This is a genomic window from Cohaesibacter gelatinilyticus (assembly GCF_900215605.1).
GTDB lineage: Bacteria > Pseudomonadota > Alphaproteobacteria > Rhizobiales > Cohaesibacteraceae > Cohaesibacter > Cohaesibacter gelatinilyticus.
This window is the reverse complement of the sequence record NZ_OBEL01000001.1, coordinates 1258486-1274624: the sequence shown is the minus strand read 5'-3', so window position 1 is coordinate 1274624 and position 16139 is coordinate 1258486. Positions and strand designations below refer to the sequence as shown.

Here is a 16139-nt window from a genome sequence, read left to right as displayed (position 1 = left end):
CGGACGATATCAAACATCATATTGAACAGATATGAATTTCTACGCACACAAATTTCTCAGTTTTTCTTCTCTGTCTACCAAGGCCTTGTCATTCAAGGAATTATGCGCTTAATATGAAACATGAATCAACCGTCATGTTTGTAATATTGTGAGGCGAACGCATATGGCCAAAGCATCCTCTGCCCCCCGCACATCTCGTGGTGAGAAAACCCACCGGCGCCTGCTTGACGCGGCACGTATAGAGATTGGCAGCAAAGGATTTGCTGAAGCCTCTGTGTCGTCCATCACCCGGCAGGCAGGTGTTGGCCAAGGTACATTCTACATCTATTTCGAAAGCAAAGAAGAGATAATGCGGACGCTTGTCCTGGAGATGGGCCGTGATCTGCGTCAGCAGCTTAGTGACATAAACAGTTCCGCGCCCAATCGCATGGCAGCAGAGCGAGCGGGTCTTCGCCACTTCATCGCCTTTGCGCGAGAAAATCCCGATCTCTACCGGATTGTTCAAGAAGCACAATTTGTCGATGACAAGGTCTATCGCGCCTATTTCGAGGAATTCGCCTCTGGCTATCGCAAAGCTCTGGAACTGGCCGTTGAAGCGGGTGAAATGTCCAAAGGTGATCTCGAGGTTCGAGCTTGGCTTTTATTGGGAATTGGCCGCTCCATGGGCGAGGTTTACGGTCTTTGGCGGACTGATGTCGACATTGATTACGTGGTCGATATCATCATGGACATTCTTGAGAATGGCGTGAAGGCGCATGGGAGCTGATGGAATGTCACAACTCGTGCTTCTTGAGGAAACAGAGGCCTCTGCCAAACTTACATTGAACCGTCCAGATCAGCATAATGCGCTGGTTCCTGATCTTCTTGCAGAGCTAAATACTCATTTGGCTACGCTATCAAATCGTACAGATTTGGAATCAGTCGTTCTCGCTGCGAATGGGCGTAGCTTTTCCACTGGTGGCGATGTTCGTGGTTTTTGGCAAGCGGAAGATCGTGTTGTTTATTCTCAATCAATCGTTGGCGCACTTCATGATGCGATCCTATCCTTAATGGCTCTACCCTGCCCGGTTCTAGCAAGCATTCATGGCCCTATCACCGGTGGCTCATTTGGTTTGATGCTAGCAGCCGACCTCGTGGCGATTACAGAGCGTACCTTCGCTCAACCTTATTACTCAGTCGTTGGCTTTGCTCCTGATGGTGGCTGGACAGCCATCCTGCCCGACCGGATTGGAGCTCGCCAGGCAGGACGAATTCTGTCTCTGAATGAACGTCTTGATGCTCAAACACTTCTCTCTCTTGGATTGGCTGATGCGCTGTGCAAGGAACCAGAACAGCAGATTGCGACGTGGCTCGAAAGCCTGAATGGAATGGCAAAAGGCAGTTCCCAGACAATCAAAAGGCTTTTGCAAGAGGACAGACTTAGCCGCTATCGGCAAGGTTTGGATCGTGAGCGAGATGCATTTATTGAACGCATCACTCGAGCTGAAGTGACCGAAGGAATGAAGAAATTCCTGGCATTATAAATGGTGGGTCATACCTGAGCTCTGGGAGGAGAGCAAAATGGATCTGATACCTGATATGACGATGAAACGGGCGGAATTGTCTCCAAACAAGGTCGCCTTCGAGATGAATGGCTCTGGTGAGACACGCACGTTCGCGCAAGTTCACAACCGCGCCCAGCGAGCCGCTCATTTGCTTCAGTCTCAAGGCCTGAAGTCTGGCGACCGGATAGCAATCTTGTGCCTGAACCGGCCGGATTTCTTTGAGATACTCTTTGCCTGTGCCAAGACTGGCTGCATTCTTGTGCCACTCAATTGGCGCCAACCGGTTGCAGAACTGATCCCGATTGTTGAGGATTGCGCACCATCTCTTTTATTCTTTGATGATCATTTCAGTGAGACAGCTGAAAACCTGTCAAACACTTGCTCGCTCAACGTCATCAATCTTGATGGAAATTATGAAGAGCGTTTAGAAGGCTGTTCTGTTGATGCTATTCCAACTCTAGCTTGGGATGGTAATCAAGTTTGGTATTTGCTTTACACCAGTGGCACGACAGGCAAACCCAAAGCTGTCATTCAAACACCGAAGATGGCTTGGGCTAATGCTGTCAATATTGGTCAGTCGATGGACATATCCCGCGATGATGTGACGGTCAATTATCTGCCGCTCTTTCATACCGCGGGCATCAATCTGATTTCCCTGCCCGTCTTTCTGTTTGGCGGCACCAATATCGTCATGCCGAAGTTCGAAGCAGGCGATCTGCTTGCTTTGATCCATCAGGGCCGTGTGAACTCCATTCTTGCCGTACCAGCGGTTTACCAGGTGCTGCATCTGCATCCCGATTTTGCCAATACCGACCTTAGCAAGATGAAGTCTTGGGGCGCCGGTGGTGCACCCCTTCCCATCCCATTGCTCAAAGCATTTGCCGAACGAGATGCCCATATCTGTCTTGGCTTTGGCATGACGGAAACCGGCCCCACAGTGTTCTTGATGGATAAGAATGCAGTGATCGAGAAAGCTGGTTCTTGCGGCAAGGCACAGATGCTCACCGAAGTCCGTATAGCCTCCCCTGATGGCAAGGTAATGGGTAACAATGAGCAAGGCGAGTTGCAAATTCGCGGACCCAATATTACGCCCGGCTACTACAATAATCCTGAGGCGACCGAGGCCAGTTTCACTGATGATGGTTGGTTGAAAACAGGCGATGTCGCACTGAGGGACGACGATGGATATTATTTCATTGTTGACCGGATCAAGGACATGTTCATTTCCGGTGGCGAGAATGTCTATCCGGCTGAAGTAGAGAAAGTTCTCAATACGCATCCCGCCATTTTGGAGGCAGCCGTCATTGGTGTTGCTGATGAGAAGTGGGGGGAAGTCGGTCATGCGAAACTGACCAACCGTCCCGGTCAGACAATAGATATCAGCGAGTTGGGACCTTGGTGCCGTGACAAGCTGGCGGCCTACAAAATCCCAAAATATTTCTCGGTGGTAAAAGATTTTCCGCGCACTGCCGCTGGCAAAGTTCAAAAACATATTCTCAAGCAACAGGGATAAGCATTTCATGACCAATGCATCGATTGTTGTGTCACCAGATATTGGTGAAACGCACACGAAAGAGCATTGCTTTACGCAAGCTGAGTTCAATGCCTTTGCCGATCTCTCCGGTGACGACAACCCTATCCATGTTGACCCTGTTTTTTCGGCTCGAACACGGTTTGGCAGAACCGTCTCGCACGGCATGCTGCTCTATTCTCACTTATGGAGCATGATCCAATCTGCTTACCCCGGTGCAGTTCAGCTCGAGCAATCCATAAAATTTCCTGCTCCTACCTTCACCGATGAAAATGTGTTGTTCGAGATTGAAGTCACAGGCGTTGACCAGAATGGACACATTCATCTCAAAACCCAGGCAAGCAGCCTTCGCCGCCAAACTGTAGGGCTTGAAGGCGCAACAATCATCGAATGGAGTGAGAATTCCAATGCTTGAAGTCAGCCAAAGCGCCAGCATCTCCAGAACATATAATTCATCAGACTTGGGTGCATTTTCGCACCTGACCGGCGAAAAGGTCGATGGCTCCGTTCCTGAGCCACTGATTGCGGCACTCTTTTCCTATTTGCTCGGCGTCAAGCTTCCTGGTCGTGGAACCAATTATCTCAAGCAAAGCTTGAACTTTATCAAGCCAGCACCACTAGATCAGGAATTGACGGCTCGTGTGACCATTACTGAGCTGCGCTCTGAAAAGCATCTCGTTGATCTTAGAACTGAATGTTTGGATGCAAACGGGGAAATGATTTGTGATGGTCGTGCCTTGGTGCTGGCCAAAGATGTCAGCAATGCTTTTGAATAAAGCTGGTCACCAGATCTGCAAAGATCTCAGGCTGTTCTAGATGGGGGGCATGCCCTGCCCCCTTAATCCTATGAACACTCCCATTTTTCAGCATATGCTCATACCAGTCTGCCAATTCTGGCTTATAAACATGACTGTTTGCGCCCATGAGAGCCAGCACCGGGCAGTCCAAATTTCTGATCAATGAGCGCGCATCCAATGCCATCAAACTTTGCCAGGCACTCGCCATTGGACGTTCTCTATTGTCCAGGAAAGTTTCGAATAACACATCGTCTTCGAATTTTCTGGCAATTTGAGGCGTGGCAAAGGTAGCGCACCAGACGCGACGTCCATATCGTTGCCACCCTGACCTTATATGGCCAAGGGTCACTTCAACATCTTCTGCGCGATATCCGCTGGCGATGCCCAGATCCCAGTCTTCATCATTGAGGGGTTTGGGAGCCATATCTTCGATGAGTAGTCCAGCAATTTGCTCGCTGCCGAACTTTTCAAGATAGCTGAATGCCGCGGCTGCTCCCATGGACCAGCCAAGTAGAAAAATTCGCCGCCGCTGATATTGCACCGTAAGCTCATTGATCTGGTCGGCCAACATTGACAACTCAACGACCTCGATCTGCTTTTGCGTCCCATGACCCACAAAATCCGGGGCAACGACATCACAAATTTCGGTCAGCCGTCTGGCCAAATCATCAAAAAAGCAACCGCGCGCTCCCCAACCATGGAGGGCTATGAGGAGAGGTCTTGTTTCTTCGCTCACGTAGCAGTTTCCTTGCGACGCACAGCATGTTCACGCAAACGGCCGACCACCCCGGTGGGAAAGAAATAGACCGAGAGGATGAAGAGAAGACCAAGCCACAGCAGCCAACGATCTGGATGCAATAATTCTGAGAGGATCGGAATACCCTCGGTTACCTCCCCCGCAACAGCCAAGGCATTTTGCAGATAATTCTGCGCCAAAATGAAAATGGTTGCGCCGACAATTGCACCATACATGGTGCCCATGCCGCCAATGACGACCATCAGCAAAATATCGACCATAATCTCCATGGACAGCGTAGTGTCCGGCCCTGTGTAGCGGAGCCAAAGCGCCATCATTGCACCTGCCAGTGCCGCAAAGATTGCTGCCAACACATTGGTCGCTGTCTGGTAGCGTACTGTCCGATATCCGATGGCTTCTGCACGGAAGGCATTCTCACGAATAGCCTGCAACACTCGGCCAAATGGGCTGTTGACCATACGCAGCATGGTGAGAAACAGCAAAATGCTGACAATCACGATGGAATAATACATCACGATCTTGCCGGAGATGCGCACACCAAAAATCTTGTCATCGAACAACTTGAAGGCCGGCGTGAATTCACGTGGAATCTTATAGGAAAGCCCATCCTCACCACCGGTAAAATCTGAGAGTTGGGAAACCAGAACCGCAAAGGCTGAGGCTACAGCCAGCGTTACCATTGCAAAGAAAATTGCTTTCACTCGCAATGAAAAGAGCCCTATGACCAAAGCAAGCAGGCCAGCACAGACAACCCCTGCCAGCGCACCTAGTGGTATGGCAGCCCAGCTTGGGCCCATAGCATTGAGTGTTAGAGCCACCCCATAGGCACCGATGCCAAAGAACATGGTATGGGCGAATGAGACGATGCCGGTATAGCCTAGCAACAGATCATAGGATGCGATCAGAACGATAAAAATGCAAATCCGTGCAGCAGTATTGAGTGAACGCGTTCCAGGAAAAATGAAAGGTGCAAAGACCAGCCCCAGTACGATCACGATCAAAAGCACCGTCAGGATACGGCTACGCGGGAAGTCATCTGAAAGAATATGCTTCAACATTCCGGCCGCTCCTATTTCGCCTTGACCACTGGGAACAATCCCTGTGGCCGCCACATCAAAATTGCGACCATCAGGCCGATATTGGAAACAAGTGCAAATTTGGGCGCCAGATAGGCACCGTAATTGGCAAGCAGCCCGACAAGAAGCGCACCAATGAAACATCCCTCAATTGAGCCGAGACCGCCGATGATCACGACAATGAAAACAAGGATCATGATTTCGTTGCCCATATGGGCGGTGATGACTTCCTGATAGAGGCCCCACATCACGCCACCAAGCCCGGCAAGAGCAGAACCGGCCATGAAGACCAGCACGAAGAGACGGCGAATGTTATAACCAAGCGCTTCAACCATCTCGCCATTCTCGACCCCTGCCCGTACCAGAAGTCCGATTTTGGTGCCATTCAGTACCCAGCGCATAAGCGCAAATAGAGCAACACCAATTCCAACGGCCACCAGACGGTAACGCTCAATTGATGCACCAAATAGCTCGATTGAACCTTTCAGGCTTTCTGGCCGAGCGATGAAAATCTCATCTGGTCCCCAGAACACATGGATCAATTGCTGCACGATGATCAGACCACCCATCGTGACGAGGATCTGTTTCAGGTGAGCTCCATAAACCGGCATCACGATATAGCGTTCAAACGCCCAGCCGAATATGGCCGTGCCGCCCATAGCAACAGAGATGGCCAGAAAAAGAGCCAGCATGTTGATGAAGAAAGACGGGCTGGACGTCCAGCCAGCCAGCATCAAGAGGATTGTGACACCGATAAATGCGCCAAGAGAGACAAAGGCTCCATGACCAAAATTGATGACGTCCATCAGACCAAAGACAAGGGTCAAGCCAGAAGCCATGATAAATATCATCAAACCCATGGCCAAACCGGCAATGGTGAGCGTCGCCCATGTTGGGCCACTGGAGATGGCAAGGAAACCTACGAATGCTATGATCGGAACCAGAAGCCATGGAGTGAGTTTGATCAGCTGATCCTGAAAGCTTGGTGCTTCGATGATTGCCCTTTCGGGCATAACTGTCTCAGCTGCCTTTAATTGCGCTTGATCGCTCATTGATGCGCCTCCATGCTCAGTCCCATCAGTCGCTCCTGCAGTGCATTGTCTGAGGCCAGATCTGCCATCAAACCGGTATGAACGATCTTGCCGTCATCCATCACTGCGACCGTATCGCCTAGGCGTTTGGCCATGGCGAAATTCTGCTCAACCAGCAATATGGTGGTGTCGCTTTTCTTCAGCTCTTCGAATGCTGCTGTCAGCGCCTGAATGATGGCCGGGGCCAATCCTTTGGTGGGTTCGTCCACGATGAGCAGCTTACGCGGCTCAATGATGGCACGGGAGATGGCAAGCATCTGCTTCTGCCCGCCAGACAAGTTACCTGCAGGCAAGGACCAGAATGTTTTCATGGCTGGAAAGAGCGAGAAGATCCAATCCAGCCTGTCCTCATTCATCTTTCCCGAGCGCGCTGCCAGGATCATGTTTTCTTCGACACTCAGATCTGTAAAGAGGCCGGTATTCTCGGGCACATAGGCAATGCCAAGTTGAGAGATATCAGGTGTGTTGAATTTGCTGATATCCTGCCCTTCAAGGGTAACTGCACCCTGCCTCGCCTTCCAGAGCCCCATGATGGTCCGCAATGTGGTGGTCTTGCCTGCACCATTGCGACCCAATAGCATGGTGACACCGCCGCGTGGCACCTCCATGGAGACGCCGTGAAGGATGTGGTATTGCTCGATATCGGTATGAACATCTTGCAGCGTGAGGAGCGCTTCACTCATCAGCTTGCCTCCCTTACATCTGCATCAGGATCGTTCCCAAGATAGGCTTGCTGAACCACGTCTTGTTGCATGACTTCTTGTGGGTCGCCTTCTGCAACCAATGTGCCGTTATGCAGAACGATGATCCGGTCGGCCAGCGCATGGATCACGTCCATCTTATGCTCGACCAGCAGAATGGTGCGTGATTTGTCTGCCTTGATTTCCTGAATAAGATCCAGGACCACCGGCACTTCATCGACGCTCATGCCCGCTGTCGGTTCATCAAACATCAAGACGTCCGAGCCAAGGGCCAGAAGTAGTGCGACCTCAAGCTTTCGCTGATCACCGTGCGGCAAGCTTGAGACTGGCTGTTCAAATGCATCCAGCAAATTGACACGAGCCAGATAGTGCTCCGCCTTATCGATCAGCTCCTGATGCCCATCCGCGCGTGAGAAGAGATCGAAACCGGAGTGCATATGGCTTTGCACGACCAAGCGAACATTTTCCAAAACACTCAGATTGGGAAACAGATTGGTCAGTTGGAACGCACGCCCCAAACCTCTATGGGTCCGCTCTGCAATGGATAGAGAACTGATATCTTCTCCATTGAGAATGGCACTTCCGGAATAGGCAGAGATCTGTCCGGATATGACATTGAAGTAAGTGGTCTTGCCCGCCCCGTTGGGACCGACAATTGCGGTCAATGTTCCCCGATGAAAATCCGCTGTCACTGCGTTCACGGCCACATGGCCGCCAAAACGCACTGTCAGATCGCGGGTGGAAAGCACCGCTGGTTCCAACATAACTCGTTCCCGTTTCAAGAAGAAAATGGAGGGCACCTAACCCGACCACTCGACGTGGCCAGATCAGGTTTTCAGATTTTGGTCCTAATTGGACCCGGCCTATTAGTTGCGCACCGGAATGGACATTTCATCCATTTTCAGCTCGCGTACCAGCTCAGGAATGCCCCACTCGACATCGTCCTGCACCTTGATCTTGAAGTGATACATGGACTGCATGGCCTGATGGTCTTCCTTGCGGAACTTCATCTTGCCTTTCGGGCTGTCGAACTCCATGCCTTCCATGGCAGAGATCAGGGCGTCAGTCTCGGTGGAACCAGCTTGCTTGATCGCTTCGATCACAGCCATAGCAGAGGCCATGCCACCAGCGGTGAAGAAATCTGGTGGAGAATTGTAACGCTTGAAATGCTCTTTCACGAGCCAGTCATTCACTGGATTTTTCGGGATATCATAATAGTAGTAGGTGGCACCTTCCATGCCAGGCAAAGCTTTGTAAGCTTTCATCGCAGCAAGAATATTGCCACCTGTTGCCAGTTCAACACCCTTGCTTTCCGGGTTCATTGCCTTGAGCTTGCCAAGCGGGTTACCGCCACCGGCCCAGATCACAAAAATGATCTTGCGGCCTTCTTCCTTTGCCAATGCGTCAAACATGCGCTGGGCATGAGCAGTGAAATCCTTGGTGTCGCGTGGCGCATATTCTTCGTAAGCGAGTTTCGCTCCTGTACCTTTCAAAGCTTCTTTGAAGGCAGCAACCCCATCACGACCGAAGGCATAGTCCTGTGCCAATGTCACAATAGACACGCCCTCTTTACCGAGAGCAACAGCATTGGAGATTGCATCCTGCGAGGAATTACGTGAAGTACGGAAGATATATTTATTGAAGGCTTTACCGGTGATTGAGTCGGCAACAGCAGGCTCTACGATGAGAACTTTCTCGAACTCTTCGGCAACGGGCAGCATGGCCAGCGCAACACCAGATGACACAGGACCTACGGCAATATCGACTTCATCATCACCATAAGCTTCTTCCAGCATTGCCTTGCCGATATCCGGTTTCAGCTGCGTGTCTTTTTCAATTACGACAATTTTCTTGCCGTCGAGCTCCATAGTGCCGCCGGTGGCATATTCCAGTCCCATCATCAACCCGACGTGAGACTGTTTGGCGTAAGCCTCAAATGGGCCGGTTTTGCCATAGACATGCGCGATCTTGATTTCGTCAGCATAAGCTCCTGCCGACATAACAAATGACGCAGCGAGGGCTGCAACAATCTTCCGCTTCATTCCAATTCCTCCCAAAATCAGATGCGAAACCGGAACTCCACCCGTTTCCGCCTGAAGCCATGTCTGCATTTTTCGCCAAACATGACAGTTGATTCATATTTCATATTTGCTGAAAAATATGGATTGGTCAAGGGACCTGTCTCGCTAGCTGCCGTAATCAGCAACAGCAGGTACAAGTTTTCTTTTTTGGTGATTGGTCGTAGCGCACGATAGGCGTATGGATGCGGTAATCCTCTTGGAGGGGCTGCATCAATATTCTGTCGGGAGGGGGTAAACTAATAGATCTGCTCGGTTACAGATCTTTGGGCATGGAAACTATTTCGCACCCATGCTTGGCGCATTGTTCACGTATGTCTTGTCCAAACTCTGACCAAGTGACAATCTTGTCGTAATCCCAAACATTGTGCAGGCGGCAAGGTAAATCGCGCCCATATTTCTCGCTATCAAAAACCAGAATGGTCTCTTGTGCACAGTCGACAATTGCCTTTCGGGCTGCGACTTCTTCTGAGTTATAGTCCAGCACTTCGCCAGACTTGGAGACCCCTCCACAGCTGAATATGGCGACATCAACTCGATAATTTTCGAAGAAGTCCGAACTGGCTGATCCGATCATATCCAAATCCCGCAAACGGACTGTTCCACCAGCAATCATAACAACCGCTTTGGGTGCCAGCTGTAGGGCCAGCACTGCATGGATGTTATTGGTCGCAACAAAGAGATCCTCTTTGGTGGCCAACATATTTGCGCACAATTCTACCGTCGTTCCCGTTCCGAGTGCGACACGGGCGCCATTATCGACCAAATTTTTGACCGCAAGTGCAATATGTTGCTTTTCCAAGCGTGAGATACTCATGCGAGGAGAATAACCAATATTCTCCGATTGCTGCCTTAGGCGCACAATTCCGCTACGTCTCTGTACAAGTGAGGCTTCATCCAGATCGCGTAAATCTGTTCGGATGGTTTGGACCGATACATCCAACCTTTTGGCCAAATCCGTTGCGGTCAGCTCGCCATTGGCGGCGAGTAACGCAATGATTTGATCCCGTCTTCGGTTAAGATCCTCTCGCCTCATTCACTTTCCTTCGAAAACAAAACTCTCCATTGCAATACGCAATTTAGTTGATCAGTTCAATCGTAAATCCGAATAACAAACACACTGTCACAAAAGTTATAAATTTCCATGCGAAACACTCCTTGCGATTTCGTTTTCGTACGAAAGTCAATATAACTGGAGCCATTCCATGAAAACCTTGCTGACTGCTGCTGCTTTGAGCCTGCTTGCGAGCACTGCTTTTGCCGATACCCTGACCCTTTACACCTCACAGCCAAATGCTGATGCACAAAAAACCGTTGATGCATTCATGGCTGCCAACCCTGATATCAAAGTGGACTGGGTGCGTGATGGCACCACCAAGTTGATGGCTCGTCTCTATGCTGAAATTGAAGCTGGCAACCCGCAGCCAGATGTTCTGCTGATTGCTGACACCGTTACCTTGGAAGGTATGGCGCAGAAGGATCTTCTTACCGCATATAAATCCAAGGAAGCGGTTGCCTATGACAAGGCACTTTACAGTGCTGATGGATATTATTATTCCACCAAATTGATCACCTCTGGCATCGTCTATAACACAGCCGCTGAGAAAGTTCCTGGTAGCTGGGCGGATCTGGCTGACGCTTCTCGTAAGGGACAGATCGCCATGCCTTCACCGCTCTATTCCGGCGCTGCTCTGATCCATCTTGCGACCCTCACCGGTAATGACAATCTTGGATGGGACTATTACGGCGCTTTGGCTGCTAACAAAGCACGCGCAAAGGGCGGCAACGGCGGAACATTCAAAGCTGTTGCTTCGGGCGAGAAGCCTTATGGTGTTGTCGTTGACTTTCTTGCTATTCGCAATAAAGCCAAAGGATCTCCGGTCGAGTTCGTCTTCCCCAAGGAAGGTGTTTCCTACGTGACCGAACCGGTCGCAATTCTGAAAAGTGCAAAGAACAAAGATGCTGCAAAAAAATTTGTAGACTTTGCCCTGTCCAAGAAGGGGCAGGATCTGGTGCTTGATATGGGTTATATCCCTGCACGTAGCGACATGGCCGTGCCTGCAGGTTTCCCTGATCGCAAAGACATCAAGCTGATGGCTTTTGATCCAGGTAAAGCCCTTAAAGATGCGGAAGCGAACAAGGCCAAGTTCTCAGAGTTGTTCGGTGTCAATTGATGCCAATAACAAGCAAGATTACAAGCAACCGGTCAGAGTACCGGTTGCTTTCTGTTATTCTGATCATCGCAATCACGCTTACGCTGCTCCCTGTGTTGCGTCTTTTCGCCCATGGCCTCACATTTGAGGGCAGCATCAGCTTTGCCTTATTGGGCGAAGTACTCTCTCGTTCGTCCACGCAAAATGCGCTTTTGCATTCTTTGATCACGGCTGGTCTTGGGACAGTTCTTGCCGCCTTGATAGGCGGTGCTTTTGCCTTTCTTGTTGCGCTTACAGACCTTCGCGCAAAGGCCAGCCTTGTCTTTTGTTTGATGATTCCGATGATGATCCCACCGCAGATCACCGCCCTTTCCTGGACCCAACTCATGGGCCCCTCCTCGGTATTGCTTAAAACAATAGGGGTTGCTCCCAAACTTGGCTCGCCTCAACCTCTTTACTCGGCTGGTGGTATTATCCTGCTTCTTGGCATTCAGCATACTTCCATAATCTTTCTGACGTTGCGCGCGGGCTTGCGCGCAATACCACAAGAAGCGGTTGAAGCAGCCCGTATTTCCGGGGCCAAAGGTCGACAGATCTGGTGGAAAATCGTGATGCCGTTATGTCTTCCAAGCTTATCGGCTGGCGTCGCAATCACCTTCGTCACTGCCTTGGGAAATTTTGGCATTCCGGCAATGCTGGGAATTCCTGCTGGATATTCGACACTTCCGACACTTATTTATCAACGTTTGTCAGGTATTGGTCCATCAGTTCTTGGAGAAGTAGCGGTTCTGGCCATTCTCATTGGCTGTGTCGCCGTAGTCGGCATTCTGTTTCAACGTTTCTTTCAGCACCGGAGCAAAGTTCATCTTGTCGGCACCAATTCACGATCCTTGGCCATCCCATTGGGGCGTTTTCGTTTGCCGGTCGAAATTGCCCTTTGGTCAGTGGTGTTCTGTATATTGGTGCTGCCGTTGATTGGACTATTGGCCACATCCCTGGTTCCTGCTTTCGGTTTGCCGCTGAACTTTCAAACACTGACATTTGACGGATGGTTCGAAGCTTTATTTCGCCAACCCGTGACCGCTCGTGCATTTAGTAATTCGTTCTTTTTGGCCGGTGGCTCAGCCTTGATCTTGATCGCAATATGCCTTCCGCTTGCGTGGTTGATGGAGCGCAATCCATCGCGTATGGGGCGATTGTTCGATAGTCTGGTGGATTTGCCCTATGCCCTGCCCGGTGTGGTGCTGGCAATCGCAATGATCCTGCTGCTCATCAATCTACCCTTCACGGACTTCTCACTCTACGGCACCATCTGGATCATATTGCTTGCCTATCTAGCTCGCTTTTTTGCCATCATGTTTCGTCCGGTGCAGGCCAGCATCAAGCAGCTGGACCCGGCTATGAATGAAGCTGCACAGTCAGTTGGCGCGTCGCTTCTTCAACGTTTACGGCATGTCATCGTACCGCTTTCCGCACCATCAGCTGCAGCAGGAGCGATTTTGGTCTTTCTAACAGGCTTCAACGAGCTGACAGTTTCAGCCCTTTTATGGTCGTCTGGCACCGAGACCTTGGGCGTGGTGATTTTTAATCTGGACGATAGTGGAGAAACTGTAATGGCGTCAGCTCTTGCGATGACCATTGTGCTCGTTGTCATCGGCTTGATGGGCGTGGTGCAGCTGAGCTCCTCAAGACTACCGAAAGGAGTCGTCCCATGGCACAGCTAATGTTAACAGGGGTCAGCAAGACCTTCGGTTCCACCCCTGCCCTTGATTCGATTGGTGCATGCATTCAAGACGGAGAGTTTCTTGCCCTTCTTGGGCCGTCCGGGTGTGGAAAGTCCACTCTGCTGCGACTTTTGGCAGGTTTTGATCATCCGACGACCGGCAGTATTAGTATTGGTGATCACATTGTTGCCGATACCCAAACAGGTCGCTTTATTGCACCGGAAGATCGCAATATCGGGTTCGTTTTCCAATCTTACGCTCTTTGGCCACATATGAATGTTTCGCGTAACGTTTCTTTTGCCTTGGAAGTTCGTGGACTGGATAAGAAGCAAATACAATCACGAACCAATGATGCTTTGCAGGCAACCGAACTCACGAATTTCGCAGATCGTATGCCATCCGACTTATCTGGTGGACAACGTCAAAGAGTCGCTCTGGCGCGTGCGTTGGTTCTGGATCCGCAAGCAGTATTGCTGGATGAACCTCTGGCCAATCTGGATGTCGCTTTACGAGCTTCGATGCAGGAGGTCTTTTCTGAATTCCATCGTCACAATGGTTCCACAATGGTCTACGTGACTCATGATCAGTCCGAAGCCATGGTGATGGCTGATCGAATTGCCGTCATGTCTGAAGGCAAGATCGTTCAGTTGGACACACCTGAGACACTCTACAATCGTCCGCGCAACAGCTTTGTTGCAGGTTTCGTCGGTGAAGGCAGTGTGATTCCCATTGCAGGTGTTAATTGGCAAGACAACACATTGACAGCAAGTGCTCTTGGGGGCTCCTTTGCTATTGAAACCGATGTTGAAAATCCCAATCATATCTGTCTGCGACCTGAAAATCTCACAATTGCAGAATTTGGCAATATCCGAGCGAAAGTTCTACGTGCCAATTATTTGGGTGGGCTCTATCGCATGACCCTGAAAACCACCACAGACCACATAATCACCCTTCTGTCGCGAGACCGCTATCAGGAAGAAAGCCAACTTGGCCTTTCCATCGCACAACCTTGGGCATTCCAGGAAACTTAAATGGCTGAAATCGAAATTTTGTCCGGGCTGGGAGAAAAAGGCCCGGCTTGCATGTTGTTGACCATCAATGATCAACGCTGGTTGCTCGATTGCGGCCATGGACCAGAAGCCAATGCCCATTTTGATCCCGCATGGTTGGAAGGGGTCGATGCGGTATTCATCACACACGATCATATCGATCATATTGGTGGTGCCCCTTATACCGTCGAAAAAGGGTTGCCGATCTATACAACACAAAGAACAGCAATGGCACTACCACCCGCGGCTGACATCCACATTCTACCCGAACAAGGCGTGACAACCATTTATGGAGTGAATCTGACGACCGGTCGTAATGGTCATGCATTGGGTGGCGTATGGTTCCATTTTGACGTTGGTGACGGATTTTTCTATTCGGGAGACTGGTCGGAGGAGTCGCGCTGGTTTTCCTTTGACGAACCACCCAAGGCTCGCACAGCCATCATCGATTGTTCCTACCATCTTGATGATATCCCTCAGGCACTGCGCATATCTATACTCAATGATTTGATCGATAAGCTTGATGGGAAGATTCTCTTTCCTGTCCCTCCTTCTGGACGCGCAGGAGAACTGGCGGTTCATCTGACCGAACGCTATGGCCTTGAAGCGGTTATGCTGGATCCTGAATGCAGGGCAGTTATTTCGAACTCTACCAAAAATGAGGGCGTCTCTCCGATTGCCAGTTCAATTGAACCTCTTTTGAGACGCGGCGACATGGAAGATGCACGATTTCTGATATGCGATACTCCCAACGCAGATGGAGGAGCTGCATGGGGTTATGTTCGTGCGTGGCATGAAAGCAACCGTCTTGGGAAAGATGTACATGTGATCTTTACGGGCCACATGACAGCACATGCACGAGGTATTGAGAAGGTGGGCGGCGGCTATTTTTGTCGCTGGAATGTACATCCACCTCTGTCACATCAGAAAAACATGATCAAGAAACTGGGAGCGGATCGCTTCGCACCGGTATTTTGCCAAAACCCGCAAGACTATCTCAAGGTCAATGGTTTTGGCGCAGAAGTGTTTCTGGAAGGAAGCGTCACCTTATGATTTTGACCGCGTTGCAACAATATAGCTTTTGCCTTATTCGCCATGGTGAAACAATCGCCAATCGAGACGGTGTTATTGCTGGACGATTGGATGTTCCCCTCACCGATTTCGGTCGCGATCAGGCACGTGCATTGCAACGAGCACCGTGGCCTGTGCACTACCGCCTCTTTTGCAGTCCAAAGGAAAGAGCAAGAGAGACCTGTCATCTTGCATTTCCTGATCAGTATGTGGAGCAGGTGAATGACCTTTCAGAACGAAACTGGGGAATTTTCGAAGGTCAGCCGATAGCAAACTCGCCCGCAAGAGATGGCCATCCTGAAAAAGGTGAAGACTGGCGAGATTTTCTGCACCGTACGGGAAATGCTTTGGTCCATTGTTGTCAGGCGGCAGATAATAACCTGCCTATAATTGTCTGTCATTCCGGCGTGATACGCGCTTCCCGCATTCTAACAGGTCAACCAAGCACCGGGTCCCGCCCACCCAATGCCAAACCGCTCATATTTCGCTGGAACGGAAACAGACATATAGAAGAAATCTATCGTCCTTGAGAAGCACCAATCGCTCACAACAAAGAAATAGCCATCA

17 protein-coding genes are annotated in these 16139 nt (G+C 50.3%); 10 read left to right on the top strand and 7 right to left on the bottom strand.

Annotated features, from left to right (window positions below):
* Positions 1–163 precede the first annotated feature (163 nt).
* The 5 genes from CRO57_RS05700 to CRO57_RS05680 are packed head-to-tail and all read left to right on the top strand — an operon-like array spanning position 164 to position 3851.
* The gene (locus CRO57_RS05700) at positions 164–766 is read left to right on the top strand and encodes a TetR/AcrR family transcriptional regulator (RefSeq protein ID WP_097152367.1); all 603 of its coding nucleotides are present in this window, start codon (positions 164–166) and stop codon (positions 764–766) included.
* A 4-nt stretch (positions 767–770) separates the two neighbouring features.
* Positions 771–1523: an enoyl-CoA hydratase/isomerase family protein gene (locus CRO57_RS05695; RefSeq protein ID WP_170955961.1), complete on the top strand. Its 753-nt coding sequence runs from the start codon at positions 771–773 to the stop codon at positions 1521–1523.
* A 37-nt stretch (positions 1524–1560) separates the two neighbouring features.
* On the top strand, positions 1561–3057 hold the full coding sequence (locus CRO57_RS05690; RefSeq protein ID WP_097152365.1) for an acyl-CoA synthetase: 1497 nt from the start codon (positions 1561–1563) through the stop codon (positions 3055–3057).
* Positions 3058–3064: 7 nt separating this feature from the next.
* The gene (locus tag CRO57_RS05685; protein WP_097152364.1) at positions 3065–3490 is read left to right on the top strand and encodes a MaoC/PaaZ C-terminal domain-containing protein; all 426 of its coding nucleotides are present in this window, start codon (positions 3065–3067) and stop codon (positions 3488–3490) included.
* The gene (locus CRO57_RS05680; RefSeq protein WP_097152363.1) at positions 3483–3851 is read left to right on the top strand and encodes a hotdog family protein; all 369 of its coding nucleotides are present in this window, start codon (positions 3483–3485) and stop codon (positions 3849–3851) included. The genes CRO57_RS05685 and CRO57_RS05680 overlap by 8 nt, the downstream gene beginning before the upstream one ends.
* Here the strand turns inward: CRO57_RS05680 and CRO57_RS05675 are convergent.
* From CRO57_RS05675 to CRO57_RS05645, 7 genes are all read right to left on the bottom strand, one after another.
* Positions 3832–4608 (bottom strand): alpha/beta fold hydrolase, encoded by a 777-nt coding sequence (locus CRO57_RS05675; protein WP_097152362.1) that lies wholly within the window; start codon positions 4606–4608, stop codon positions 3832–3834. The two genes, CRO57_RS05680 and CRO57_RS05675, sit on opposite strands and share 20 nt — an antisense overlap.
* Positions 4605–5687 carry a branched-chain amino acid ABC transporter permease gene (locus CRO57_RS05670; RefSeq protein WP_097152361.1) on the bottom strand — a complete coding sequence of 361 codons (1083 nt, stop codon included), beginning with the start codon at positions 5685–5687 and terminating at the stop codon, positions 4605–4607. Before CRO57_RS05670 ends, CRO57_RS05675 begins: the two co-directional genes overlap by 4 nt.
* An 11-nt stretch (positions 5688–5698) precedes the next feature.
* A complete protein-coding gene (locus tag CRO57_RS05665; RefSeq protein ID WP_097153221.1) occupies positions 5699–6718 on the bottom strand; it encodes a branched-chain amino acid ABC transporter permease in 1020 nt (339 codons plus the stop codon).
* Positions 6719–6753: 35 nt separating this feature from the next.
* Positions 6754–7479 (bottom strand): ABC transporter ATP-binding protein, encoded by a 726-nt coding sequence (locus CRO57_RS05660; RefSeq protein WP_097152360.1) that lies wholly within the window; start codon positions 7477–7479, stop codon positions 6754–6756.
* The gene (locus CRO57_RS05655; protein WP_097152359.1) at positions 7479–8261 is read right to left on the bottom strand and encodes an ABC transporter ATP-binding protein; all 783 of its coding nucleotides are present in this window, start codon (positions 8259–8261) and stop codon (positions 7479–7481) included. The genes CRO57_RS05660 and CRO57_RS05655 overlap by 1 nt, the downstream gene beginning before the upstream one ends.
* A gap of 102 nt (positions 8262–8363) precedes the next feature.
* Positions 8364–9539 (bottom strand): substrate-binding domain-containing protein, encoded by a 1176-nt coding sequence (locus CRO57_RS05650; RefSeq protein WP_097153220.1) that lies wholly within the window; start codon positions 9537–9539, stop codon positions 8364–8366.
* Between the two features lie 292 nt (positions 9540–9831).
* A complete protein-coding gene (locus CRO57_RS05645; RefSeq protein WP_097152358.1) occupies positions 9832–10611 on the bottom strand; it encodes a DeoR/GlpR family DNA-binding transcription regulator in 780 nt (259 codons plus the stop codon).
* 169 nt (positions 10612–10780) lie between these two features.
* On the opposite strand from CRO57_RS05645, the gene CRO57_RS05640 reads away from it, so the two are divergent.
* The 5 genes from CRO57_RS05640 to CRO57_RS05620 are packed head-to-tail and all read left to right on the top strand — an operon-like array spanning position 10781 to position 16102.
* Positions 10781–11749 carry an ABC transporter substrate-binding protein gene (locus CRO57_RS05640; RefSeq protein ID WP_097152357.1) on the top strand — a complete coding sequence of 323 codons (969 nt, stop codon included), beginning with the start codon at positions 10781–10783 and terminating at the stop codon, positions 11747–11749.
* Between the two features lie 44 nt (positions 11750–11793).
* The gene (locus CRO57_RS05635; RefSeq protein WP_244580016.1) at positions 11794–13452 is read left to right on the top strand and encodes an ABC transporter permease; all 1659 of its coding nucleotides are present in this window, start codon (positions 11794–11796) and stop codon (positions 13450–13452) included.
* The gene (locus CRO57_RS05630; RefSeq protein WP_097152355.1) at positions 13440–14483 is read left to right on the top strand and encodes an ABC transporter ATP-binding protein; all 1044 of its coding nucleotides are present in this window, start codon (positions 13440–13442) and stop codon (positions 14481–14483) included. The genes CRO57_RS05635 and CRO57_RS05630 overlap by 13 nt, the downstream gene beginning before the upstream one ends.
* Positions 14484–15554 carry an MBL fold metallo-hydrolase gene (locus CRO57_RS05625; RefSeq protein ID WP_097152354.1) on the top strand — a complete coding sequence of 357 codons (1071 nt, stop codon included), beginning with the start codon at positions 14484–14486 and terminating at the stop codon, positions 15552–15554. It abuts the gene before it with no gap.
* Complete coding sequence (locus tag CRO57_RS05620) at positions 15551–16102, top strand: histidine phosphatase family protein (protein ID WP_097152353.1); 552 nt, start codon at positions 15551–15553, stop codon at positions 16100–16102. Before CRO57_RS05625 ends, CRO57_RS05620 begins: the two co-directional genes overlap by 4 nt.
* The last annotated feature ends 37 nt before the right edge of the window (positions 16103–16139 follow it).